The 23,696-nt window shown below is 62.5% G+C and carries 19 protein-coding genes; 10 read left to right on the top strand and 9 right to left on the bottom strand.

All coding sequences use genetic code 11. The annotated features are described in order from the left end of the window. The first annotated feature begins 38 nt into the window (after positions 1 to 38). Entirely contained in the window at positions 39 to 962 is a 924-nt protein-coding gene (locus tag PSCI_RS09870) for a LysR family transcriptional regulator (RefSeq protein WP_045485793.1), read from the top strand. Positions 963 to 1,055: 93 nt separating this feature from the next. Here PSCI_RS09870 and PSCI_RS09865 read toward each other — a convergent pair whose 3' ends face one another. Beyond that, positions 1,056 to 2,054 (bottom strand): 2-hydroxyacid dehydrogenase, encoded by a 999-nt coding sequence (locus tag PSCI_RS09865; RefSeq protein WP_045485790.1) that lies wholly within the window; start codon positions 2,052 to 2,054, stop codon positions 1,056 to 1,058. A 393-nt stretch (positions 2,055 to 2,447) separates the two neighbouring features. On the opposite strand from PSCI_RS09865, the gene PSCI_RS09860 reads away from it, so the two are divergent. Further along, positions 2,448 to 4,409, top strand: a complete 1,962-nt coding sequence (locus PSCI_RS09860; protein ID WP_045485787.1) for a methyl-accepting chemotaxis protein — start codon at positions 2,448 to 2,450, stop codon at positions 4,407 to 4,409. A gap of 28 nt (positions 4,410 to 4,437) precedes the next feature. Here PSCI_RS09860 and PSCI_RS09855 read toward each other — a convergent pair whose 3' ends face one another. Next, positions 4,438 to 6,030, bottom strand: coding sequence for an MFS transporter (locus PSCI_RS09855; RefSeq protein ID WP_045485784.1), 1,593 nt, complete (start codon positions 6,028 to 6,030; stop codon positions 4,438 to 4,440). A gap of 183 nt (positions 6,031 to 6,213) precedes the next feature. Here PSCI_RS09855 and PSCI_RS09850 point away from each other — a divergent pair, with 183 nt between their 5' ends. Continuing rightward, positions 6,214 to 6,627, top strand: coding sequence for a DoxX family protein (locus PSCI_RS09850; protein WP_045485781.1), 414 nt, complete (start codon positions 6,214 to 6,216; stop codon positions 6,625 to 6,627). Here the strand turns inward: PSCI_RS09850 and PSCI_RS09845 are convergent. The 5 genes from PSCI_RS09845 to PSCI_RS09825 all read right to left on the bottom strand — a co-directional run bounded on the left by PSCI_RS09845 (position 6,618) and on the right by PSCI_RS09825 (position 14,828). Next, positions 6,618 to 8,114, bottom strand: coding sequence for a methyl-accepting chemotaxis protein (locus PSCI_RS09845; protein WP_045485778.1), 1,497 nt, complete (start codon positions 8,112 to 8,114; stop codon positions 6,618 to 6,620). The genes PSCI_RS09850 and PSCI_RS09845 overlap by 10 nt on opposite strands. 245 nt (positions 8,115 to 8,359) lie before the next feature. Beyond that, positions 8,360 to 9,643 carry an OprD family porin gene (locus PSCI_RS09840; protein WP_045485776.1) on the bottom strand — a complete coding sequence of 428 codons (1,284 nt, stop codon included), beginning with the start codon at positions 9,641 to 9,643 and terminating at the stop codon, positions 8,360 to 8,362. 241 nt (positions 9,644 to 9,884) lie between these two features. Then, a complete protein-coding gene (locus PSCI_RS09835; protein ID WP_045485773.1) occupies positions 9,885 to 10,088 on the bottom strand; it encodes a hypothetical protein in 204 nt (67 codons plus the stop codon). 202 nt (positions 10,089 to 10,290) lie between these two features. Then, a complete protein-coding gene (gene aguA / locus PSCI_RS09830; RefSeq protein WP_045485770.1) occupies positions 10,291 to 11,403 on the bottom strand; it encodes an agmatine deiminase in 1,113 nt (370 codons plus the stop codon). A 512-nt stretch (positions 11,404 to 11,915) separates the two neighbouring features. Then, positions 11,916 to 14,828, bottom strand: a complete 2,913-nt coding sequence (locus PSCI_RS09825; protein ID WP_045485767.1) for an aminotransferase — start codon at positions 14,826 to 14,828, stop codon at positions 11,916 to 11,918. Positions 14,829 to 15,087: 259 nt separating this feature from the next. On the opposite strand from PSCI_RS09825, the gene rfbB reads away from it, so the two are divergent. From rfbB to PSCI_RS09790, 7 genes are all read left to right on the top strand, one after another. Beyond that, on the top strand, positions 15,088 to 16,170 hold the full coding sequence (gene rfbB, locus PSCI_RS09820) for a dTDP-glucose 4,6-dehydratase (RefSeq protein ID WP_045485765.1): 1,083 nt from the start codon (positions 15,088 to 15,090) through the stop codon (positions 16,168 to 16,170). Then, a complete protein-coding gene (gene rfbA, locus PSCI_RS09815) occupies positions 16,167 to 17,042 on the top strand; it encodes a glucose-1-phosphate thymidylyltransferase RfbA (protein ID WP_045485762.1) in 876 nt (291 codons plus the stop codon). Before rfbB ends, rfbA begins: the two co-directional genes overlap by 4 nt. After that, entirely contained in the window at positions 17,039 to 17,587 is a 549-nt protein-coding gene (gene rfbC / locus PSCI_RS09810; protein WP_045485760.1) for a dTDP-4-dehydrorhamnose 3,5-epimerase, read from the top strand. Before rfbA ends, rfbC begins: the two co-directional genes overlap by 4 nt. After that, positions 17,584 to 18,459, top strand: coding sequence for a dTDP-4-dehydrorhamnose reductase (rfbD, locus tag PSCI_RS09805; RefSeq protein WP_045485756.1), 876 nt, complete (start codon positions 17,584 to 17,586; stop codon positions 18,457 to 18,459). The genes rfbC and rfbD overlap by 4 nt, the downstream gene beginning before the upstream one ends. Positions 18,460 to 18,523: 64 nt before the next feature. Beyond that, positions 18,524 to 20,338, top strand: coding sequence for a sensor histidine kinase (locus tag PSCI_RS09800; RefSeq protein WP_045485753.1), 1,815 nt, complete (start codon positions 18,524 to 18,526; stop codon positions 20,336 to 20,338). Then, positions 20,335 to 21,720 carry a sigma-54-dependent transcriptional regulator gene (locus PSCI_RS09795; protein ID WP_045485750.1) on the top strand — a complete coding sequence of 462 codons (1,386 nt, stop codon included), beginning with the start codon at positions 20,335 to 20,337 and terminating at the stop codon, positions 21,718 to 21,720. The genes PSCI_RS09800 and PSCI_RS09795 overlap by 4 nt, the downstream gene beginning before the upstream one ends. Further along, positions 21,717 to 22,175: a YiiD C-terminal domain-containing protein gene (locus tag PSCI_RS09790; RefSeq protein WP_045485747.1), complete on the top strand. Its 459-nt coding sequence runs from the start codon at positions 21,717 to 21,719 to the stop codon at positions 22,173 to 22,175. Before PSCI_RS09795 ends, PSCI_RS09790 begins: the two co-directional genes overlap by 4 nt. A 101-nt stretch (positions 22,176 to 22,276) precedes the next feature. Here PSCI_RS09790 and cysQ read toward each other — a convergent pair whose 3' ends face one another. Both cysQ and nudE read right to left on the bottom strand, forming a co-directional pair. Continuing rightward, a complete protein-coding gene (cysQ, locus tag PSCI_RS09785; RefSeq protein ID WP_045485744.1) occupies positions 22,277 to 23,119 on the bottom strand; it encodes a 3'(2'),5'-bisphosphate nucleotidase CysQ in 843 nt (280 codons plus the stop codon). Beyond that, positions 23,116 to 23,682: an ADP compounds hydrolase NudE gene (gene nudE, locus PSCI_RS09780; RefSeq protein ID WP_045485741.1), complete on the bottom strand. Its 567-nt coding sequence runs from the start codon at positions 23,680 to 23,682 to the stop codon at positions 23,116 to 23,118. Before nudE ends, cysQ begins: the two co-directional genes overlap by 4 nt. Between the last annotated feature and the right edge of the window lie 14 nt (positions 23,683 to 23,696).

Below are 23,696 nucleotides of genomic sequence, written 5' to 3'. Positions count from 1 at the left end.
AGCACGATGCTAACCGGGGTTATGGCGGATGATTAACGATGTTTTCTGACCGTAATGGTGAGTCAGACTCACCATTTTGCGACACTCGCCTGCCCTCGCTGTTGGCTCTGCGTTGTTTCGAGGCCGATGCCCGGCATGAGAACTTCACCAAGGCGGCCACCGAGTTGCATCTGACCCACGGCGCGGTCAGCCGCGCCGTGCGCTTGCTCGAAGACGAACTGGGCCTGGCGCTGTTCGAACGCCGTAGCCGCCGGGTATTTCTGACCCAAGCCGGGCGCAAGCTGGCGCGGGCGGTGGGCGATGGCCTGGGCGTGATCCGCCAGTCAGTGGCCGAGTTACAGGCCAGTGCCCGCCAGCAGCGGCGCTGGGTCTTGTCGTGCGGGCCAACTTTGCTGATGCGCTGGCTGATTCCGCGCTGGCCGGCCTTTCAAGCACGGCATCCGGGCATCGATATGCACCTGGTCGCTGGCGGCGGGCCGTTTTCGTTCAGTAGCGGTATTGATCTGGCAATCCGCCGCGATGACTTCTGCTGGCCAGACAATTACTGTGCCGAGCCGTTGTTTGTGGAAAAAGTCGGACCGGTCTGCCGCCCGGACAAACTGGCGGCCTGGTTCAACACGGACAAACCCGCTGCTGCACTGCGCAGCGATGCGACCTGCCTGCACACTCGCACCCGGCCGCAAGCCTGGGCCGAATGGGCCACGGCTGCCGATCAACCGTACCCCGAGCCGCCGGGGCAAGTGTTCGAGCATTTCTATTTCAGCCTGCAAGCTGCGGTAGCCGGCCTTGGCGTGGCGATCGGTCCTTGGCATCTGGTGCGCGACGACCTGGCCAGCGGCGTACTCATCGCGCCACTGGGCTTTGTCGAAGACGGCTCGCGCTATTGCCTGCTGTCGCCGCAGCCACTGCAAGCCGGCAGTTTGCAGGCTGATTTGCTGGAGTGGCTACGGGGGTTGGCCTAAGGGATAGCTCTGGAACCCCTTCTTCGCAGCTGAAGCTGCTCCTACAGGATCAGATGTTGCTGCGAGCGCCCACCGAGCCGCAGCGTACAGGACTCAAACCAGGCTGTTGGCGCAACGCTCGCCCTGTACAAAACATCTCAGGTTATCCAGCGTCACTTCGGCAATCTGATCCAGTGCCTCACGGGTGAAAAAGCCTTGATGGCCGGTGATCAGCACATTGGGAAATGTGGTCAGGCGCAGGAACACTTCGTCGTCGATACGATCGCTGGAGCGGTCATGGAAAAACAGCTGGCTCTCTTGTTCATAGACGTCGATGGCCAATGACCCGAGCTGCCGCGATTTGAGGGCTTCGATCACCGCCAGGGTGTCGACCAGTGCGCCGCGCGAGGTGTTGACCAGCATGGCGCCGGGCTTCATTTGGGCCAGGGTTTCGGCGCGGATCAGATGGCGAGTGGTGTCGCTGAGCGGGCAATGCAGGCTGACGATGTCCGCTTCGGCCAGCAGTTGACCCAGCGTCACGTACTCACCCACGCCGCTGAAGGCGGCGGTTTCAAACGGGTCATAACCCAGCACACGGCAGCCAAAACCCTTGAAGATCCGCGCCGTGGCCAGGCCGATCTGCCCGGTGCCGATAATGCCCACGGTCTTGCCGTGCAGGTTGAAGCCCAGCAGGCCTTCGAGCATGAAGTTGCCCTCACGCACCCGATTGTAGGCGCGATGGGTATGCCGGTTGAGGGTCATGACCAGTGCCAGGGTGTGCTCGGCGACCGCTTCGGGCGAATAACCGGGCACCCTCGCCACGAACAGCCCGAGGCGCCCCGCGCTTTCCAGATCAATGTTGTTGAAGCCTGCGCACCGCAACAGGATCGCCTTGACGCCGTAGCCCGCCAGCGCCTCCAGCACGGCGGCATCCAGTTGGTCGTTGACGAATACGCAAATGGCATCGTACCCCTGCGCGAGCCTGACCGTGTCACGGTTCAAGGTCGGTGTCAGGTAGCTCAGGGCAAGGTCACCGGCCAGGCAATCGCGTTGCAGGGCCTCATCAAAAAACCGTTGATCGTAGGGTTGAGCACTCAATAGAGCGAGTTTCATGGGCAGTTCCTTCTGTAGGCCACGCAGCTCAGCCCTGAATGGCCCTGAGGGCAGGCTAAACCAGCCGACGCAACGCCTTACTGATGCAGATCAATAACGCCCTGCCACCTGTCGATAGAGTCCTGCGTATCAGTAGCCGGGTACGTCTTTTGCTTCAAAAAATGAGCCGGGAAACCCCAATTGGCCGAAAACTGTTCCACAGGCCACAACCCGCGCCATAGAGAGTTTCAAGCCAAGGGAAGGCGATTATTGACGGATCAGTATTGACCACTCGTTCAACTAACGCTGTTTTGCGCCATCAACTTTTCGTCGGCTGCGACGATAAGGTCTATCAACCGCTTGGCAACCACTGCATGAACGCAGTGGATAAAATAATCTGAGGCTCGAAGGACTATGCTCAAGAATGCCCCCCTGCGCTTAAAGCTGCTGCTGATACTGTTACTCCCCTCGCTCGGTTTTTTGTGGTTCGCCACCAGCAGCGTGGTGGAGAACACCCGAATTCTGCAAAGCATGGACAGCACCGTACGAGCCACGGCCATCGCGCAGAAAATCAGCCAACTGATTACCACCTTGCAGCGCGAGCGGGGCGCCAGCGGCGTTTATCTGGGCAGCAAGGGCAATTCGATGCGTAACGAGCTGGCAACCATGCGCCAGAGCGTCAACCAGTCACTGGCGGCCGTCAGGGCAATGTCGACCGAAGGCGTCGGCGAATTGAACAATGCACTGGGTGCGCTCGATGGCCTGCAGGCCTTGCGCAGCCAGGTCGACGCACTGGGCATCCCCAGCACCGAGTCTGGCGCCCGTTATACCGAGACCATCCAGAAGCTGATCGGCTTTACCCATTCTCTGGAAGCGCGGATCAACGACCCAGAGATCATTCACGCCCTCAGTGCACTGAATCAGTTCATCGAAATGAAAGAGCGCGCCGGGCGCGAGCGGGTCGTGCTGGGCCTGGTGTTCAGCCAGAACAGCTTCGACGCCAACCTGCTGTCGCGTTTCAGCCGCAACCTGGGCGAATTTACCGCCTATTCGGAAAACTTCCGCCGCAAGGCGCCAGGTGAACTACTGCAGCAACTCGACGAGCGGATGAAAGATGCCAGCGCCGTGGAAGTCGGCCGCCTGCAACGTCAGGCATTCGAATTGCCCTTGGGCACCGCGCTGGGGGTAAAACCCGAATCCTGGTTTGAAACCGCCACCAAGCGCATCGACCTGATGGGTGAGGTGGAGAATAACCTCAGTCAAAAGGTCGCCATACTCGCCCAAGAGGCACGCGACAGTGCCAGCCAGGTCCTGTGGCTGACCATCACTGCCGTGCTGATCTCACTGCTCGCAGTGTCGGCCCTGGCCTACCTGATCATCCATAACATCGACCTGGCAGTGCGTGATGTGAACGGCGTACTGCTCAAGCTATCGCAGCGTGACCTCACCGCTCGCTCCGACTACCAGAGCCGTGATGAATTCGGCCAGATTTCGGCCAACCTCAACAGCATGGCGGTGGAAATCACCAACATCATCCAGGAAATCAGCAACGCCACGGCGCAGGTCGCCACCGCGGCCGAAGAGTCGTCGGCGGTCACCGTGCAGACCAGCCGCAGTGTCGAGCAGCAACGCCAGAGCACTGAACTGGTGGCGGCGGCCATTACCGAGATGAGCACCACGGTGCGCGATGTGGCGCAAAGCACCAGCGATGCCGCGCAGATGTCGCAGCAGATCAACCAGAGCACCATCGATGGTCGCAGCGAAGTCGCGAACACCATCGAGCTGATTCACCAGTTGTCCGGCCAGGCTGAGGAAACCGCGAAAATCATTGGCGAGCTGAAACAGGAAAGCGATTCGATTTCTTCGGTGCTTGATGTCATTCGCGGCATCGCCGAGCAGACCAACCTGCTGGCCCTTAACGCCGCCATTGAAGCAGCACGCGCCGGTGAGGCCGGTCGCGGCTTTGCCGTGGTCGCAGACGAGGTACGCAGCCTGGCGCAGAAAACCCAGCAGTCGACCGGCAGCATCCAGCAGATGATCGCCAACCTGCAGAACGGCTCGGACCGTGCCACCCAGTCCATGCAGCAGACCCTCGGCAAAGCCCAGGCCGGCGCCAGCAACATCGTACGTGCCGGTGACCTGCTCGACGAAATCGCCGAAGGCGTGGGCCGCATCAGCGACCGTACGATCCAGATCGCTTCGGCGGCCGAAGAGCAGAGCGCTGTGGCCGATGACATCAGCCGCAACGTCAACGAGATCAACGACCTGGTCATCCAGGTCAGCGCCGGTGCCCAGCAGACCGCGGTGACCAGTCAGGAACTGGCACGCCTGGCCGAGCATCAGCAGCACCTGGTGAACCGCTTCAAGGTCGCCTGATTACGCCTGCTATCTGGTGGCCGGAGGCTTACCCTCTGGCCGCCAACAGGTGGCTGATCTTCACATCTACAGCCTTGTCCTGAAAGCGCCGGGCAGCCGCTTCCAGCTTCTGGTCGGCACGGGTCACCCGGTTATGGTGGCGCAGGTGCTCCAGCCACGACTCTTCAAAGAAGTACTCTTTCCAGCGACGCGGATTCTCACTGTCCTGCATCAGCCCCCAGGAAAATGCCCCGTTGCGCTTGCGCATGCGGCTGACCGCCTGCATGGCCTGGTGGAATTGCGCGGCATGTTCAGCCGCGATGCAGTATTCCACAGTGATCATCACCGGCCCGCGTTCAGCGCTCATCTGTTCATCCAGAATCGGTGCCGGCCAGTGCTGCGAAGGCTGCTGGTCTTCAATCTGGCTGGTCGGCAACGGGAAGCGCCCGCGCAACGCCAGCCCGAGGGTCAGCACCGCAGCACCGCCGATAAACGCCGCGCTCATTGATACATGACTGGCCAGCGCTCCCCAGGCCGCCGCGCCAGCGGCAGAACAGCCGAAGAACACCAGAATGTACAACGACACCGCACGCGCCCGCACCCAGGGCGCGACGCTGGTCTGCACCGCCACCTGCAGGTTGCTGAGCACCGCGATCCAGGCCATGCCGCTGATCAGCATGACCGGTGCCAGGCCGATAATCGAACGAATCCAGGCCAGCCCCAATAACACAGCGGCATACACCAGACTGGCACCGAGCACGATGGTGTCGGGGCTGAACCGGGCCCGCAGACGCGGCAACTGCATGGCGCCAAAGATCGCCCCCGCACCTACGCAGCCCAGCAGGATCCCGTAATCCAGCGCACTGCCGCCGATCTCGCGACGGACCAGCAAAGGCAGCAAGGCCATGCCCACCACCGCACCACTGAAGAACGCCGCGGTGCGCACCAGTACCGCACGCAACGGCTGTGAGCCACGCGCATAACGCACCCCGGCACGCATCGCGCCCAGCCAGCGCTCGGCAGGCAGAACGGAAGGCTCCGGCCGATGGCGCCAGGCCAACAGGGCAATGATCACCGCCAGAAACGAGACGCTGTTCAGCGCAAAGGTCAGCCACGGACCACTGAGGCTGACCAGCACCCCGGCGATGGCCGGGCCGATGGCGCGGGCGACGTTCATCGCCAGGCTCGACAACGCCACCGCCGCCGGGACGTCTTGCCGATCAACGATTTCCGGCGCCAGCGCCGACCAGGCCGGCATCATCAGCGCACTGCCAATGCCCATGGCAAAGGTCAGCAGCAGTAACAACGTCACCGTCATCTGCCCGCTCAGGGTCAGCAAGGTCAGCACCAGCGCCACAGCGGCCATCCACAACTGCACGATCAACAGATAACGCCGCTTGTTGACGATATCGGCCAGCGCCCCGGCCGGCAGCGCCAGCAAAAACACCGGCAAGGCCCCGGCAACCTGCACCAACGCCACGGCCTGGGGGCTGGCCGACAGGCTGGTCATCAACCAGCCGGAACCGACCTCGTGCATCCAGGTGCCGATATTGGAGGCAATGCTGGCCAGCCACAGCCAGAGAAAGACTTTTACCTGCAAGGGCTTCCAGGGTGAGGCGGTTGGCGGGCGGGTGGCGGTCATGGTTCACTCGACAGTTCAGTAGGCCGGCTGAGCAGCCGGAAAAGCTTCCACTATCGCTGTAGGTCAGCCCGCCAGCTTGCACGCATGTGCCCAATTGCCCCACATGCAAGAGCGCACATCCACGCAATCATTCGCCGGCCAATATCGCCATAGTCAGGCCCGGTTTCCCAACGAGTGCCTGCCATGCCCCTGCCCCGACTCTCCAGCCAGGCTGCGGCCCGGTTGCTGGACCTTGGTTTGCTGTTGATGCGGGTGTGCGCCGCATTGTTGATGCTCAAGCTCCATGGCCTGCCCAAGCTGCTCAACTGGAGTAGCGAGCTGCAACACATCGACGACCCGCTGGGCCTCGGCCCGCACATAACCCTGCTGGCAGCGCTGTTCGCCCAGCTGCTGTGCCCGCTGTTGATCGCTCTGGGCATCGCCACCCGCCTGGCCTGCCTGCCGATCCTGTTCCTGCTGCTGGTGGCCTTGCTGGTGGTGCACCCGGACTGGAGCCTGGAACAAGGCCAGTTCGGCTGGCTGTTCGTGACTCTGTTTGCCGGGCTGGCACTGACCGGGCCGGGTGCGCTGGTGGTGAGGTTACCCGGTCAGCGCTGAAAGGTCTGGCCCAGGCTTTCAAGACGCATCGCCAGCGGCGGCAGGCGCTGGCTGCTCTGGGCCAGGACGCTGATATTGTCGGCGGTGTGTTCGGCAATGTCCTGCACGGCGATCAGCTGTTTGGCAATGGTCTGGCCCAGGCAAGAGTGCTCGTCGGTGGTGGCGGCGATCAGACCGTTGAGTTCGCTGATCGAGCCAATGCCGACGCCCACGGCCTTGAGTGATTCAGCCGCACGCCGGCTGTCCTGCACACAGCGGTCCACACCCTGGCGGCTGCCCTGCATGGCCGTGGCCGCTTGACGGCTGTCCTGCTGCAGGCCACTGATGATGCCCTGAATTTCCTGGGTCGAAACCGCCGTGCGCTGGGCCAGGCTGCGCACCTCATCGGCCACCACGGCAAAGCCCCGGCCCTGCTCACCGGCCCGCGCCGCCTCGATGGCCGCGTTAAGCGCCAGCAGGTTGGTCTGCTCGGCAATGCTGCTGATCACATCCAGCACCGTGCCGATCTGTTGAGACTGGCTGGCCAGGGCCTGAACGGTCTGGTCGGTCTGACTGATCGAGGTGGCCAGTTCGAGAATCTCGCGCTGCGCCCGGTCTACGCTGGCGCGACATTCGGCCACTTGTTCACGGGCATCGCCGGCCTGTTGCACAGCCTGCCCCACATGCACAGAGATATCGCTGATGCCCTCGCCCATGCGCTGCATGGCATCGGTCATGCGGGCAATCTCGGTCAGTTGTTGTTTGGCACCGCTCTCCAGCGAAGTGCTGGCCTGGGCCAGGTCGTTACCCAGCTTGCCCAGCCCTTGGGTGTCACGCACCACACCCTCGACCATCCCGCTCAGTTGTTGCAGGAAGCTCTCGAAACGCTGAACCAGCGGTACATGCAGACGGTTGCGCGACACACCGGCGTCGCCGGAGGTCAGTTTTGATGCGGTAACCAGCATCTTGTCGAGCATGTCCTGGCTTTCTGTGGCTTCGGCATGGATGTGACGGGCCAAGTACATCAGGATCACGGTTTCGACCACCACATACAGGGCATGCACCATAACCGCGCCCCAGCCACCATTGTGGTGCATGACGTACACCGGGAAACCGGCGTGATGCAGGGCATGAAACAGCACATGGTGCACCGCAATAATCAGTGCCGCTGCCAGAATCGGCAGCCAGTCGCGGTAAACCGTCAACACCGCCAACAGCACGAAGATGCCGAAATGGACTTCGATCATGCCGCGGGCCTGGTTGATATGCAGGGCCGCCAGGACCATGAAGCCCACCGCAAAGCAGCAGCGGAGCAAGCGGGTGCCGCTCAGGCTTCTGTGCATGACGCTCAGCAGCAGCGCGACCCCGCCCCCCACGACAATCGCCTGGCCAAAGGTGTCATACCAGAACGCCAGGCCCAGTGAGGTGGCAAACAACAGCCAGACCAGGCTGAGCATGATGCGGTCAGCCTTACAGTAGTAATCGTGAAAACGTGGAGCACCCGTCATGCCTACTCTCCCGACTTCATCACCTAAGATCAGATGCGGCCAAAAACGGCCGCAAACGCCTGACCATTCCATCGGCATGCCAGCCTGTGAGAATAGCGCAGGCCGGCCCCTTGGATATGTCAGCGCGCCATCAGCCGTCGTTTTTCGCCGATAAGGTCGTTTTCATATTCAGGGCACCAACAATAAGGCCCGCAAAAAGCGGGCCTTATTGTTACGCGATGTAGTTACGCGACTAAACGCTCTTCTTAGAAGACGTTGATCGGGTAATCAACGAAGATCCGCGTTTCGTTACCTTCGCGGTTGTAGCCTTTGGCATCTTCGGACACGCGCAGGAACGAGTTACGCAGACGAAGCGACAGGTCCTTGGCTGGACCGCTCTGCACCACGTAGGTCAGCTGGCTGAAGATTTCACGCTCTTCGCCACGACCATCGTGCACGCCGTCGTCGATGTTGGTGCCACGCACGTAGGCGGTCTTGTAGCTCAGGCCAGGCAGCACCAGACCGGACAGGTCGACGCCGTAGGCCACTTGCCAGGAACGCTCGTCCTTGCCGTTGAAGTCCGACCAGTAGGAGTTGGCCAGGTAGATGGAGTTGCCGCCATCGCCATAAGAACCGGCACTCTTGTAGCCGCCGTAGTCGTAGCCGGTTTCACCGCTGCTGCGCTGGTGCGCCAGGGTGAAGCTGTGGATACCGACAGCCCAGGTAGCCGCCAGGCTCCAGATCTTGTTGTCACGCGCGTCATCGGCCGCCGCGTAGTCACGATCCAGTTTGGTCTTGTAGCCGTTGAAGTCCAGAGTCAGCGACTGGTCTTGCGGCAGCGCGAACACGTAGTTCAGGTTCACGTATTGCTTCTTGCCCGAGTCTTCGTTGTCGGCAGCGTAGTAAGCCGCGCTGAAGGCGTCGTTGAACTTGTACTTGGCACCCCAGACATTGATGCTTTTCAGGCCGCCGCTGTCATGGCCAGTGGCGCTCTTGCGCACTTCGCTGGTGAAGCGACCGGCAACCACTTCCAGGTTTTCGATTTCCTGGGAAGTGATGTAAGTACCGGTGAAGCTCTCTGGCAGCAAACGACCGTTGTCATAGCTCAGGACCGGCAGCGCTGGCTGTTGGTCGCCGTACTTGATCACGGTATTGGAGATCCGTGCCTTGACTGCAGCACCAAAGCGGGCCAGGTCATCAGCGGCCTGACCGCTGTCGCCTTGCTTGAAGAAGTCGATACCACCTGCGCCGCTACGGCCTTTGCCGCCGTCCAGACGCACAGCGTAGTAGCCGAATGCATCGACACCGACACCCACGGTGCCCTGGGTGAAGCCGGAGCTAAAGGTGCCCATGAACGCCTGGCCCCACTCGGCCGGGTCTTGAGCGCTGCTCGGCGTGTCTTTGTAATCGCGATTGATATAAGCGTTACGCAGGTTCAGGGTCAGATGGCTGTCTTCGACGAACCCCTTGGAATCGGCCTGGCTTTGCGCCATGACCTGAGTGGCGCTGAGAACGCCCAGTGCGAGTACGCCAATACGTTTGTTAAGCATCTTGTTTTCCCTATGTGCGATTGAATAACGCGCTGTGGCCGCAACCCCCCCTCGGGTTGCTCTGGGCTTTTCAGGGATCGATATCGACCTGCTGAAAACCGCACGAAATCATCGCAGTGGACTACTGATGCATTTACATGACGACTGACCACAGCCGCTGGGGGCAGGATGCTAGTCCTGCTCCGCCGGGGTGTCAAACGCGCAAAGGCTTGTTCCAGAGCCATTAAAGCGTAAATGAGAATCAGTCTTTAAAAATGGCGAGCAACTCTTGCAGCTCTGCTTCGCTGAACAAGCCATGTGGATAACGCTGTAACAGCATTGTCATCCGGGCATCGGGCTCGGGTTTGGCAACCCGGGTCAGGCGCAACCAGTCAGCCATGATCTGTCGAGCCTCGCTACTGGCAGAAAGACCCCGCGTCGAGTACGGGTTGATACCTGCGTTCATAGTGGGACAACCTCTTGGTTCATGAGCGGGCAAATTTACGGGGGCTTTGTTACAGCCAAGCGAATCGCCCAGCCGCCCATCCGAATAATGGCCATTTGGTTTGGAGCCAAATGTGACCGCGTATTACTCACAAAAAAGCCCATCCGAGGATGGGCTTCTCTCACCAAAAGCACAGCAAAAACAGGACCAACTCGCGTGCGACTCAGGCGTCCTGGTAGCGTGGAGCCGGCTGCTGCTGGGTCAGGCAGTGAATATTGCCCCCGCCAAGCAGCAGTTCACGGCCCGGCACCATGACCACTTCGTGTTCCGGAAATACACGCTGGAGAATTTCCAGCGCGGTGGCGTCCAGCGGGTCGTCGAACGCGGGGGCAATGATGCCGCCATTGACGATCAGGAAGTTCACGTAGGAGCCGGCCAGCCGCACCGAAGGATCGCGCTCCTGGCTACCGTGCACCTTATCGACACCCGCGCACTCTTCGGCAGTGGCAAAAAGCGGCCCAGGAATCGGCATCTTGTGCACGACGAACGCTCTGCCACGAGCATCACGGCTGTTCTCCAAGACCTGCAAGGCAGCCTGGCAACGGGGGTAGTTGGGGTCTTGCGGATCGTCGGTCCAGGCCAGCAGCACTTCGCCCGGACGGACGTAGCAGCAGAAGTTATCCACATGGCCGTCGGTTTCATCGTTGAACAACCCGTCGGGCAGCCAGATGACTTTGTCGACCCCGAGGTTGTCGCTCAGTACCGCCTCGATCTGCTCGCGGTTCAGGTGCGGGTTACGGTTGCGGTTGAGCAGGCACTCTTCGGTGGTCAGTACCGTGCCTTCGCCGTCGACATGAATCGAGCCGCCTTCGAGCACGAAGCCCGGCGTGACGTAGCGTGCACTGCGCTCGATACCGAGGATCTTGCCGGCCACTTGCGAGTCGCGGTTCCATGGCCAGTAAAGGCCACCGTCGAAGCCGCCCCAGGCGTTAAAGTCCCAATCGACGCCACGCACTTCGCCGTGCTGGTTGATGACGAAGGTCGGGCCGGTGTCACGTACCCAGGCGTCGTCGTTACTGATCTCTACAACCCGGATGTTGGGTACATCCAGAGAGGCCACGGCGTTGTCGTATTGCGCGGCTGAAACGCCGACGGAGACGGGTTCGAAGCGGGCGATGGCTTTGGCCAGTTCGACATGCGCGGCCTGCACCGGTTTGCCGCCCAGGCGCCAGTTATCGGGGCGCTCGGGCCAGATCATCCAGACCTGGGTTTGCGCGGCCCATTCGGCGGGCATGTGGAAGCCGTCGGCGCGGGGGGTGCTGTTGAGTGTGGTCATGGTTATCAGGACTCCAGAGAACCGTCGAAGTTCGAGGGTTTTATCACCATAGCAAGAGCGCCATGACAATCTGAGCGTCTTTATAGCCGATAAAAATCGGATTTAAAATGAATCAAGTAACAATTTATATATCTACTGCGAATTTTTACCGATATAAATCGATAAAACAAACGTACGTTGGAGGAGTGGCTTTAGCCGCGAAGATCTTTCGCTCTGGGTAAGGATCATTGCCGCGGTTGCCTGCGCTGCCGGTTCCGCCCCGACGGGCGGGTTACTTTGGTTATGGTGTATGGACAGGGGGCCGGCGCCCAATGCCCCATCCACGGGGCGGGCGCCTGAACCGGCATCCATGCCGGTTCTCCCCCTACGCAACACCTCCATTCGGCCTGCGCCAATCGTCGCGTTTGGCGGTGTCTGTGATAACCCGGCTCAAAGAGCAAAAGCTCAAACAGCGGCAGCGGCAGCGGCAGCGGCAGCGGCAGCGGCAGCGGCAGCGGCAGCGGCAGCAACAATCATTCCAGTTCGCGCAGGACTCTGGAAACGCTGTCGACGAAGAAGTCGACGCTTTGCCGGGTGGTGCACATAGGGGGTTTGATTTTGAGGATGTTGAGGTAGTCGCCGGTCGGTTGCATGAAGATGCCCAGCTCGCGCAGGCGATCGCACAGGTAGGCGGTTTCTTCGCTGGCGGGTTCCAGGGTCTGTGGGTCGCGAACCAGTTCCACACCCAGGTAGAAGCCCATGCCATGCACGGCGCCGACCAGCGGATGTTTATCGGTCAGCGCTTGCAGCCGGGCCTTGAAGTGGGCGCCTGTGGTGCGGGCGTTGTCCCAGAGTTTTTCCTGTTCCAGTACGTCGAGTACGGCCATGCCGATCCGGCAACTGACCGGGCTGCCACCGGCCGATGAGAAGAAATAGCCTTCGGCTTCCAGCGCCTCGGCGATTTCGCGGCGGGTGATCACGGCGCCCAGCGGATGGCCGTTACCCATGCCCTTGGCCAGGGTAATGATGTCCGGCACCACACCCTGCTCTTCGAATCCCCAGAAGTACTCACCCAGGCGGCCATAGCCGACCTGGACTTCGTCGGCAATGGTCACCCCGCCACGCTCGCGCACTTGCTGGTAGACCTGCTGCAAGTAACCCGGTGGCAGGGGGATGCCGCCGGCGTTGCCATACACCGGTTCGCAGATGAAACCGGCCACCTGGCGGCCCTGCTCGTCCAGCCTGGCCAGGGTCTGTTCGACATCGCGTACGTAGTCGGCGGTACTGGCAGGGCCACGAAACGGACCACGATAGGTATTGGGCGCCGTCACCGGGTGCACCCAGTCCGGGCGGGTGGTCAGCGCTTGCGGGTTGTCAGCAATCGAGGTGGAGATCGCGTCGGTGGCCACTGACCAGCCGTGGTAGGCCTCCAGCACGCTAAGCATGTCGCGCCCGCCGCTAAAGGCCCAGGCCAGGCGGATCGCCAGGTCGTTGGCTTCAGTGCCGCTATTGACCAGAAATACCCGGTCCATACCCGGCGGCGCCAGTTTGAGCAGGCGCTCGGAGAATTCGGCAATCGCGGCATAGTGAAAGCGCGAGTTGGTATTGAGCATTGACCACTGGCGCGCCGCCTCACGGGCCATGCGCGGGTGACCATGGCCCAGCACCGCCACGTTGTTGAGCATGTCCAGATACGAGCGGCCCTGCATGTCGATCAGGTGGTTGCGCCAGCCACGCTCGATCTGCGGCGGGGCCTGATAGTAGTGTTTTTGTGAGCGGGCAAAGCTGGCATCGCGGCGCGCCAGCAATGCCGCTGGGTCCGGCAACGGCGCGGCATCACAGGCAAAGCCCAGCAGCCCCGCCGGCGACGGGCACAGGTGGCGCCAGGCCGCAGCCCAGCCGGGGGTGGCAAACAATGGCGCATTGATGCCGGGCTCGCTGCACAGTTGCAGCAACAGGATGCCATCACAGGTGCCCAGCAACTGCCCGGCACTCAGTGAGGTGGCGCACGGCAGGGTACTGTTCACCCCCCACAGCCGCAGGCTGAAGCTTTCGCCGACCAGCACCAGCGCCGCATCGGCAGTCTGGCGCAGGGTGGCATCGAGCGGCGCGTGCAGCGGCGTACCGGCGGGCATGTGCAGTTCAACATGCAGAGCAAAGGTATCGGGTTCACGGGCGCTGTCGGGCAGGGTCCGCGACAGGCGGTATTCCCCATAACGGCTGGCGGCCAGCCCGACCTGGCGCGCGGTCAGGGCCAGTAATCGCTCATCGATGCCGTCCTGCTCCCAGTTGCCGGCCTCGAAGTGCTCGCTGAGCACGCCCAGGTCCACGCTGCAGAAGCCCTGCCCGGCCAGGCTCGGCAGCAACGGCCGCCAGGCGGGTTGCGGCAACCGCTCGATCGCAACGCCAACCGCAGCGAGAATCGCCGCTTCCATCAACGCCATGGGCACCGAGGTGGCGACATCGAAAATCGCCCACTCGCCTTCCAGGTTGGCCTGGATGTAGTGGTTGCCCGGCTCGACGCTGGCCTGCTGTTCGCTGCTGAGCACCAGCACCGTGGCGCGGGCAACGATCAATGGCCACAGCGCTTTGAGCTCCTCGACCCGCAACGGGTTGAGCGCGTGATAGGCGCGGATTGCCGGCAGGATATACAGCGGGTCGCCTTCGGCATGGTGCAGCAGTGCCGCACAGGTCACTGACAGGTCGGCCACCCGCCAGGTCGTGAGCAGGTCGCCGAAGTCGATCAACCCCTGCATCTGCCAGTGGCGTTGCCCGTCACGCGCCCAGACCACATTGTGCTCGGTGATATCCAGATGCACCGCTTGCAGCGCCAGGGCCGGGATCAGCGGCGTCAGGCGCTGCCGGGCCTGCTCAACCGCCTCGCGCAGGCAGACCCGTTCGTCGCCGTCCTCGATCACCGGTAGCAGGTGGCGGGCCAGCGCGTTGGCATGCCGCGGGTCCCACTGCAGGATGCGCTCCAGGCCCGGATGGCTGAAGTCTTGCAAAGCCAGATCGACCCTGGCACACAGCTCGCCCAGCGCGGTGACCACCTCAAGCCCCAAATAACCGGCGTTGCCCAGCGACTGGCCGTCGATGAATTCCAGCAGCCGGACATGCACCGCCTGCCCGGCCAGTTCCAGCGACAGCAACTGCTCGCCATTGAGGGCGCTGATCACCGCTGGCACGCGCATGCCTGGACGGCCGCTCAGATGCTCCAGGGCGGCGTGCTGGGCAGCCAGCTCCAGGGTGCTGTAGTCGCCGTGGCAGATCTTCAGCACATAGCGCCGGGTGCCGGTGTCGAGCAGCAGGTTGCAGTCCTGCTGGCTGCCCAACGCCTTGAGCGAGCCACTGAGGCCGTAATGCGTCTGCAGCAATGACAGGGCCTGGTCGACACCCACTTGCGGGCAGGGCAGGCTTGAGCGGCGGATCAGGGTGGCAAGCGGCATGCAACAACCTCGGCAGACAGATTCCGGGACAAACGACAACGCAGCAATCGCACCACTATAGAGTGAGCGCAGGATACCGCCCAGCACCCTGCGGTTTGGCGACGGCAGATTTATGGCATGTCTGACCCGGATCATCGAATATTTTCATCACCCCTGGCTGCCATCTTGCCTGATCCTGCTTGCGCACATGGGCACACACCCACAAGCTATGCTGCATAAACGTTCAATCGCCCCTTCATTAAGGAAGAAAGGCCAGCACATGCGAATACTCGTCACCGGCGGCGCAGGTTTTATCGGGTCAGCCCTGATCCGGCATCTGATCGACAACACCGGACATGAAGTCCTGAACCTCGACAAGCTGACCTACGCCGGCAACCTCGAATCCCTGACCTCGATTGCCAACAACACCCGCTACGAGTTCGTCCAGGCCGATATCGGCGATCAGGCGACCGTCAGCGCCGTACTGGAACGCTTCGCGCCCCACGCCATCATGCACCTGGCCGCCGAGTCGCATGTCGACCGCTCCATCGATGGCCCGGCCGAGTTCATCCAGACCAACATCGTCGGCACCTACAGCCTGCTTGAAGCGACCCGCAACTACTGGCTCAAGCTGTCGACGGCCGAGCGTCAGGCGTTTCGCTTTCATCACATCTCCACCGACGAGGTGTACGGCGACCTGCATGGCGCCGATGACCTGTTCACTGAAACCACACCGTACGCGCCCAGCTCGCCCTATTCGGCGAGCAAGGCCGCCTCGGACCACCTGGTCCGCGCCTGGCAACGCACTTACGGCCTGCCGGTGATCGTCACCAACTGTTCGAACAACTACGGGCCGTTTCACTTCCCGGAAAAGCTCATCCCGCTGATGATTCTCAACGCGCTGGCAGGCAAGCCGCTGCCGGTGTATGGCAACGGCCAGCAAGTGCGCGACTGGCTGTACGTCGAGGACCACGCCAGGGCGCTGTACAAGGTGGTGACCGAGGGCGTGGTCGGCGAGACCTACAATATCGGCGGCCACAACGAGCAGAAGAACATCGATGTGGTACAGGGCATCTGTGCCCTGCTCGAAGAGCTGGCGCCGCAGCACCCCGCAGGCGTGACCCGCTATAGCGACCTGATCACCCATGTGGTGGACCGCCCAGGCCATGACCTGCGCTACGCCATCGACGCCAGCAAGATCGATAAACAACTGGGCTGGACCCCGGAAGAAACGTTCGAATCCGGCCTGCGCAAGACCGTCACTTGGTACCTGGACAACCTCGAATGGTGCCGCCGGGTGCAGGACGGCAGCTATCAGGGCCAGCGACTCGGCTTTACTGACCACAAGGATCTTATTGCATGACCAAGGGAATCGTACTTGCCGGAGGCTCCGGAACCCGTCTTCACCCGATCACCCTCGGCGTATCCAAGCAGTTGCTGCCGATCTACGACAAACCGATGATCTACTACCCGCTGTCGGTGCTGATGCTGGCCGGTATTCAAGACATTCTGATCATCTCCACGCCTCACGACCTGCCGCAGTACCGTAACCTGCTGGGTGACGGCAGCCAGTTCGGGGTCAATTTCCAGTACGCCGAACAAGCCAGGCCCGACGGGCTGGCCCAGGCCTTCCTGATTGGTGAGCAATTTATCGGCAACGACCCGGTGTGCCTGATCCTGGGCGACAACATTTTCCACGGCCAGCATTTCGGTGAGCAACTGCTCAAGGCCGCCGCACACACACAAGGCGCCACGGTGTTTGGCTACTGGGTCAATGACCCGGAGCGCTTCGGCGTGATCGACTTCGACGAAAGCGGCCGGGCCTTGTCCATCGAGGAAAAACCCAAGTCACCGAAATCCAGCTATGCCGTAACCGGCCTGTACTTCTACGACAACGACGTGATCCGCATCGCCAAGGCCGTCAAGCCGTCGCCACGCGGCGAGCTGGAGATCACCGACGTCAACAATGCCTACCTGCAACGCGGCGATCTGCGGGTCGAGCGTTTCGGCCGGGGTTTCGCCTGGCTCGACACCGGCACCCATGACAGCCTGCTCGACGCCTCGTCCTACGTACAGACGATCGAACACCGTCAGGGCCTGAAGGTCGCATGCCTTGAAGAGATCGCTTACCAGAACGGCTGGATCGACCGGACGCAGTTGCTTGAGCGTGCGCAGTACTTCGGCAAGACTGGTTACGGTCAATATCTGTTCAAGCTTGCAGGGGAAAACCAGTGAATGTGATTGCCACCCAGTTGCCCGAAGTGTTCATTCTCGAACCCAAGGTGTTCGGCGATGATCGGGGCTTCTTCTACGAGAGTTTCAATGCCAGAGCCTTTAGCGAAGCCACTGGCCTGAATCCGCAGTTCGTTCAGGACAATCATTCACGCTCGCAAAAGGGCGTGCTGCGCGGTCTGCATTATCAGATCGAGCACGCCCAGGGCAAACTGGTGCGCGTCACCGCAGGCGAGGTGCTCGATGTGGCGGTGGATATCCGCCGCAGTTCACCGACCTTTGGCCAGTGGGTTGCAGTACGCCTGTCGGCCAGCAATTTTCGCCAGTTGTGGATCCCTGAAGGCTTTGCCCACGGCTTCGTGGTGCTGAGCGAGTCGGCCGAGTTTCTGTATAAAACCACTGATTTTTATACCCCGGCGGCCGAGCGCTGCATTCGTTGGGACGATCCGGAGCTGGCCATCGACTGGCAACTGGAGGGTCTCAGCCCGCTGCTTTCTGCCAAGGATCAGCAGGGCAAGCGCCTGAGCGAGGCAGAACTGTTCGTATGAAAATTCTCATCATTGGCCAGCATGGTCAGGTTTCCCGGCACTTGCAGACCAGTCTGGCCGATGTCGGCACACTGCAAGTGCTGGGCCGCGACGCGCTGGACCTGAGCCAGCCGGATGATCTTGTGGCCAAGGTACTCGCCCGGCAGCCCGACCTGATCATCAATGCCGCAGCGCATACCGCCGTCGATCAGGCTGAAAGCGAAACCGATCTGGCCCACACCATCAACGCCACCGCCCCCGGCCTGCTCGCCGAAGCGGCCACGCAACTGGGCGTGCCGCTGATCCACTATTCCACCGACTATGTATTCGACGGCAGCCACACCGCGCCGTACACCGAGCAGGATGCGCCCAATCCGCTCAGTGTTTACGGTGCCAGTAAACTGGCTGGCGAGCAGGCGATCCTGGCGGTTGGCGGCCAGCATCTGATTTTGCGCACCAGTTGGGTGTATTCGCAGTACGGTCGCAACTTCCTGCTGACCATGCAGAAGCTGCTGCAAGAACGTGAAGAACTGCGGGTGGTGGCCGACCAGGTAGGCGCGCCCACCTGGGCCGGGACCATCGCCCACAGCACCCGGCAACTGATCAAACGCTGGCGCGACGGTCAGCCCGGCGCATGGGGTGTGTACCATCTGACCGCCAGTGGCGAAACCTCATGGTTCGGCTTTGCCCAGGCGATTGGCGCGCAACTGGCCGCTCAGGGCAAGCCCTGCGCCCGCCTGGAGCCGATCCCCACCAGCGCTTACCCGACCCCCGCCACCCGGCCACTGAACTCAAGGCTCGACTGCAGCAAGCTGCAGCGTGAATGGGGCGTCAGCCAGCCGGACTGGCAGCAGGCATTACTGGAGTGCCTGAGTCAGCCACGGCAGGCATAATACGGGCTGATGCACCCGGCCATGCGCAGGGTGCAAAACCAGCCTTAGAAGACGCCAGTAGACGATGACCCACACTCCCGCTCCCGCACGTCGCCCCCGCTGGCGCAGCCTCGCTCTTGTGGCGATATGCCTGGCGCCGCTGCTCTGGCCGCTGGAGCATCTGGCCGAGCGCTACTACCACAATGAGCTGACCAGCCAGAACCGTCAGACCCTGGCCCTATATGTGGCCAACCTGCTTGCCACCCTGCACCGCTACGAATCCCTGCCGCCAATCCTCGGCGATCTACCAGCGTTGCGCGCGGCCCTGAGCACCCCGGCCGACCTCAACGCCATCGACGGTGCCAACCATGCGCTGCGCGAGGTCACCCAGCAGACCGGTGCTGACGTCATCTATCTGATGAACAAGGACGGCCGTACCCTCGCTTCGTCGAACTTCGACCAGCGCGACAGCTTCGTCGGGCGCAACTTCTCGTTCCGGCCGTATTTCAATGAAGCCCTGGCGGGCAAGCTGGGGCGGTTTTTCGGGCTGGGCACCACGTCGGCCAAGCGCGGTTACTTCTTTGCCGCGCCAGTGCGTGAAGGCAGCGAAGTGGTGGGCGTCCTGGTGATCAAGGTAGACCTCGACTACACCGAGTCGCTGTGGGGCAAAACCCCGGTGCAACTGCTGCTCACTGACCAGAACGGCGTGGTGATTCTGACCTCCAACCCCGAGTGGCGCTTCCATGCCACCCGGCCGCTGAGCGAGCAGGAAAAAACCGCGATCGGCGCCATCCAGCCCTACCCGACCCGCGAACCACGCCCACTCAAGCTCGATGAACGGGCTTGGCTGACCCAGACTCAAGAGATCGAAGAAACCGGCTGGACCGCCAATGTACTGGCCCCAAAGGTGCTGATCGACCGTCCGGTGCGGACCTTTGTCGCGGTGGGCGGCGCGACGCTGCTGGTGCTGATGCTGCTGCTCAGCCTGATGATGCAGCGCCGCCGCCACTACCTGGATCGCCTGGCCTTCGAGAGCAAGGCGCGCCGTGAGCTGGAACAGCGGGTAATGGAGCGTACCAGTGATCTGGAAGGCCTCAACAGCCGCTTGCGTCAGGAAGTGCTGGAGCGCGAACAGGCCCAGCAGGAACTGGTTCGCGCCCAGGACGAACTGGTCCAGGCCGGCAAACTGTCAGCGTTGGGCACCATGTCAGCGAGTATCAGCCATGAGCTCAATCAGCCGCTGGCGGCAATCCGCACCTATGCCGACAACGCCGAAATCCTCCTTGACCATCAGCGCACCGATGACGCGCGCAGCAACCTCAAGCTGATCGGCGAGCTGACCGGGCGCATGGCCTCGATCATCGCCCACCTGCGCGCGTTCGCCCGGCGCGATGCCCACGCCCCGGAAAGCGTTGCCCTGCAACCGGCGCTGGAAGATGCCCTGGCCCTGCTGGCCAAGCGCAGGCGGGCCATGGACGTGGAACTGATTCGTGACCTGCCGGCCGCCACGCTGTGGGTCCAGGCCGGTGAAACCCGGTTGCGCCAGGTGCTCGGTAACCTGCTGGCCAATGCGCTGGACGCCCTGACCGAGAAAGGCCCGCCGCGCAAGCTGTGGATCAGTGCCGAGTCCACCGCCGAGGGCGTCAACCTGTACATTCGCGACAATGGCCCCGGTTTTTCCCAGGAAGCACTGGCCCGTGCCCGTGAGCCGTTCTTCACCACCAAGACCAGCACCCAGGGGCTGGGCCTGGGCCTGGCGATCTGCGATACCCTGATGCGTGCCCTGGGCGGTGAACTGCTGATGGCCAACCACACCACTGGCGGCGCGCTGATTACCCTGCGCCTGCGCTGCGGCGTCTCCGGCGCCAACCTTCAACCCCCCGAGGATCTTTCTGCATGAGTCCGGACACCGCCATCGACAGCCAGGTACAAGTGGTGCTGATCGACGACGACTCGTTTCTGCGCCAGGCCCTGAAGCAGACCCTGGACCTGGCCGGCCTGAAGGTGCTGAGCCTGTCCGAGGCCACCGGCCTGGCCAGCCGCATCAGCCGTGACTGGCCCGGCGTAGTCATCAGTGATATCCGCATGAGTGGCATGGACGGCATGGAACTGCTGGCCCAGTTGCATGAACAGGACCCCGAATTGCCGGTGCTGTTGATCACCGGTCACGGCGACGTGCCGCTGGCGGTCAAGGCCATGCGCGCCGGGGCCTATGACTTTCTCGAAAAGCCCTTCCCCAGCGATGCCATGCTCGACAGCGTGCGCCGCGCCCTGGCCCTGCGCCAACTGGTGCTGGACAACCGCAGCCTGCGCGTGGCCTTGAGCGACCGCCAGCAACTGAGCACCCGTCTGGTCGGCCAGTCGGCCTCGATGTTGCGCCTGCGCGAGCAGATCGGCGCCCTCGCCGCGACCCGTGCCGACGTCTTGATTCTTGGCGAGACCGGTGCGGGCAAGGAGGTCGTGGCGCGCGCCCTGCATGATTTGTCGAGCCGACGCAGCGGGCCTTTCGTGGCGATCAACGCCGGGGCGCTGGCCGAGTCGGTGGTCGAAAGCGAACTGTTCGGCCATGAAGCCGGTGCCTTTACCGGGGCGCAGAAGCGCCGCATCGGCAAGTTCGAGTTCGCCAATGGCGGCACGGTGTTTCTCGATGAAATCGAAAGCATGAGCATGGACGTGCAAGTCAAGCTGCTGCGCCTGCTACAAGAACGCGCCGTCGAGCGCATGGGCAGCAACCAGTTGATCCCGCTGGATATCCGGGTCATCGCTGCGACCAAAGAAGACCTGCGCCAGTCCGCCGATCAGGGGCGGTTTCGCGCTGACCTGTATTACCGGCTCAACGTGGCCTCATTGCGCATTCCACCGCTGCGTGAGCGCGGTGAAGACGTGCTGATGCTGTTCGAACACTTCGCCGACGGCGCCAGCCAGCGTCATGGCATTGCCAAGCGCGAACTGGGGCCGGGGCAACGCGCCTTGCTGCTGCGCCACAACTGGCCGGGCAATGTGCGCGAGCTGCAAAATGCTGCCGAGCGCTTTGCGTTGGGCCTGGAGCTGGAACTTGAAGGCATGACCCGCCAGCAGGAGCCGGTCAACAGCGGTGGCCTGAGCGAGCAGGTCGAGCATTTCGAGCGCACCCTGATCGCTGCCGAACTGACCCGCCCGCACAGCTCGGTGCGCAGCCTGGCCGAAGCGCTGGGCCTGCCGCGCAAGACCCTGCATGACAAACTGCGCAAGCATGGCCTGACCTTTGGCGACAGCCAGACCTCACAGGATGACCACGAATGAACCCGGCAGCGGCCCTGGCCCTGGAACAGCTTCTGCACCACGACATCCCGCTGACCCGCGACATGGGCGTCAAGGTCATCGACTGGCAGGCGCATCGTCTGCGCCTGCATTTGCCGCTGGCTCCCAACGTCAACCACAAGAGCACGCTGTTTGGCGGCAGCCTGTATTGCGGCGCGGTGCTGGCCGGCTGGGGCTGGCTGCACCTGCGCCTGCGCGAAGCCGGTATCGAGGATGGGCATATCGTGATTCAGGACGGCCAGATCAGTTATCCGCTACCGGTGCGCAGCGACGCCGTGGCCTGCTGCACCGCCCCCGAACAGGCTGCCTGGGCGCGGTTTCTGACGACCTACCAACGCCGCGGCCGCGCCCGGCTAGAGCTGCATACGTACATCAGCGAACAGGGGAGCGATGCACAGGCGGTGCGTTTTATCGGGCAATTTGTGGTGCATCGCTGAACGGCCGCTCAGCAAGCACGGAGCCTTGTAGGAGCAGCCGGGCGGCGATCCGTTTTAGCCGCGAAGGCTTCCCGGCTGAAGCCGGTCCTACGGGCGTGGCTTTAGCTGCGGGCCAGCTCCAGCAGGCGGGCGCGCCATGGGGCGTTGGCTGGCAGGGCGACGAAGAACGGGTTGAGCAGCGACTCGCGTGGCGGGTAGCTGAACGGCTCGCCATCAAGCTGCAGCACCACGCCGCCGGCACCTTCCAGCACGCCTTGTGCCGCAGCGGTGTCCCATTGCGAGGTCGGGGCCAGACGCGGGTAGCAGTCAGCGCTGCCTTCGGCCAGCAGGCAGAATTTCAGCGAGCTGCCGATATTGGTCAGTTGCAGCTCACCCAGCCCTTCGGCCAGACCATTGAGCAGTTGCTCCTGCTGCGCACTGGTGTGGCGGCGGCTGGCGACCACGGTGAACGGCTGGCCGGCGCCAGCGCTGTCACGGACCCCAATGGCCTCACACGGCCCGGCCACTTCGCTGCGCCACGCGCCAAGACCCGCACCGCCGAACCAGCAACGACCGTTGGTCGGCATCGACACCACCCCGAACACCACCCGGCCGCGTTCGATCAAGGCGACGTTGACGGTGAACTCTTCACTGCCGGCAATGAACTCCTTGGTGCCGTCCAGCGGATCGACCAGCCACCAGCGCTGCCAGTTGGCACGTTCAGCCTGGGGAATATCGGCATCTTCTTCGGACAACACATGAATGCTCGGGTCCAGAGCCTGCAAACCTTCGACCAGCACCTTGTGCGCCGCCAGATCGGCCACCGTGACCGGCGAATCATCAGCCTTGGCGGTGACCTCTACGCCGCTGCGCCAGTGTGGCAGGATCGCCTCACCGGCGCGCCGCGCCAGCTCCACGACCGGGGCCAACAGGGGATGGGGGAGGTTGTCAGGCAATTCGCTCATGGCAGGTAGAGTCCACGTTGGGTCAACAGATCACGGGCCAGGTACAGCGCGGCCAGGGCACGGCCTTCACTGAACCGGGGATTTTGCGCCAGGCTGGCCAGGTCACGCAGGTTGATTTTGTCGACGCGGATCGGCTCGGGCTCATCGCCCTCCAGACGCTCTTCATACAGATCGCTGGCCAGTACCACCTGAATTTTCTGGGTCATGTAGCCTGGCGACAGCGACAGTTCGGTCAGATGCTCCAGTTGCCGGGCACCAAAACCGGCTTCTTCCTTGAGCTCTCGGTTGGCAGCGGCCAATACATCTTCGCCGGGTTCGACCAGCCCTTTGGGCAGCGACAGTTCATACTCTTCAGTGCCGCCGCAGTATTCCTCGATCAGCAGCGCGTGATCGGCGTCGTACATCGCGACAATCATCACCGCGCCATGGCCGGTGCCGCGCCCTACCAGTCGCTCATAAGTTCGCTCGGCACCGTTGGCAAAACGCAACTGCACGGCTTCGACACGGAACAGACGGCTGCTGGCGACGATTTCTCGGGCAAGCACATCGGGTTTCTGGCGCATGACAGACTCCTTGG

The organism is Pseudomonas sp. StFLB209 (assembly GCF_000829415.1).
Classification (GTDB): Bacteria; Pseudomonadota; Gammaproteobacteria; order Pseudomonadales; family Pseudomonadaceae; genus Aquipseudomonas.
The sequence above is the reverse complement of the archived record's forward strand: the minus strand, read 5'-3'. Positions and strand labels throughout refer to the sequence as shown.

Excerpts from the sequence above, each read along its gene's own strand:
- PSCI_RS09870 (WP_045485793.1), top strand. The coding sequence starts at position 39 with ATGTTTTCTGACCGTAATGGTGAGTCAGACTCACCATTTTGCGACACT.
- PSCI_RS09865 (WP_045485790.1), bottom strand. The coding sequence starts at position 2,054 with ATGAAACTCGCTCTATTGAGTGCTCAACCCTACGATCAACGGTTTTTT.
- PSCI_RS09860 (WP_045485787.1), top strand. The coding sequence starts at position 2,448 with ATGCTCAAGAATGCCCCCCTGCGCTTAAAGCTGCTGCTGATACTGTTA.
- PSCI_RS09855 (WP_045485784.1), bottom strand. The coding sequence starts at position 6,030 with ATGACCGCCACCCGCCCGCCAACCGCCTCACCCTGGAAGCCCTTGCAG.
- PSCI_RS09850 (WP_045485781.1), top strand. The coding sequence starts at position 6,214 with ATGCCCCTGCCCCGACTCTCCAGCCAGGCTGCGGCCCGGTTGCTGGAC.
- PSCI_RS09845 (WP_045485778.1), bottom strand. The coding sequence starts at position 8,114 with ATGACGGGTGCTCCACGTTTTCACGATTACTACTGTAAGGCTGACCGC.
- PSCI_RS09840 (WP_045485776.1), bottom strand. The coding sequence starts at position 9,643 with ATGCTTAACAAACGTATTGGCGTACTCGCACTGGGCGTTCTCAGCGCC.
- PSCI_RS09835 (WP_045485773.1), bottom strand. The coding sequence starts at position 10,088 with ATGAACGCAGGTATCAACCCGTACTCGACGCGGGGTCTTTCTGCCAGT.
- aguA (WP_045485770.1), bottom strand. The coding sequence starts at position 11,403 with ATGACCACACTCAACAGCACCCCCCGCGCCGACGGCTTCCACATGCCC.
- PSCI_RS09825 (WP_045485767.1), bottom strand. The coding sequence starts at position 14,828 with ATGCCGCTTGCCACCCTGATCCGCCGCTCAAGCCTGCCCTGCCCGCAA.
- rfbB (WP_045485765.1), top strand. The coding sequence starts at position 15,088 with ATGCGAATACTCGTCACCGGCGGCGCAGGTTTTATCGGGTCAGCCCTG.
- rfbA (WP_045485762.1), top strand. The coding sequence starts at position 16,167 with ATGACCAAGGGAATCGTACTTGCCGGAGGCTCCGGAACCCGTCTTCAC.
- rfbD (WP_045485756.1), top strand. The coding sequence starts at position 17,584 with ATGAAAATTCTCATCATTGGCCAGCATGGTCAGGTTTCCCGGCACTTG.
- PSCI_RS09800 (WP_045485753.1), top strand. The coding sequence starts at position 18,524 with ATGACCCACACTCCCGCTCCCGCACGTCGCCCCCGCTGGCGCAGCCTC.
- PSCI_RS09795 (WP_045485750.1), top strand. The coding sequence starts at position 20,335 with ATGAGTCCGGACACCGCCATCGACAGCCAGGTACAAGTGGTGCTGATC.
- PSCI_RS09790 (WP_045485747.1), top strand. The coding sequence starts at position 21,717 with ATGAACCCGGCAGCGGCCCTGGCCCTGGAACAGCTTCTGCACCACGAC.
- cysQ (WP_045485744.1), bottom strand. The coding sequence starts at position 23,119 with ATGAGCGAATTGCCTGACAACCTCCCCCATCCCCTGTTGGCCCCGGTC.
- nudE (WP_045485741.1), bottom strand. The coding sequence starts at position 23,682 with ATGCGCCAGAAACCCGATGTGCTTGCCCGAGAAATCGTCGCCAGCAGC.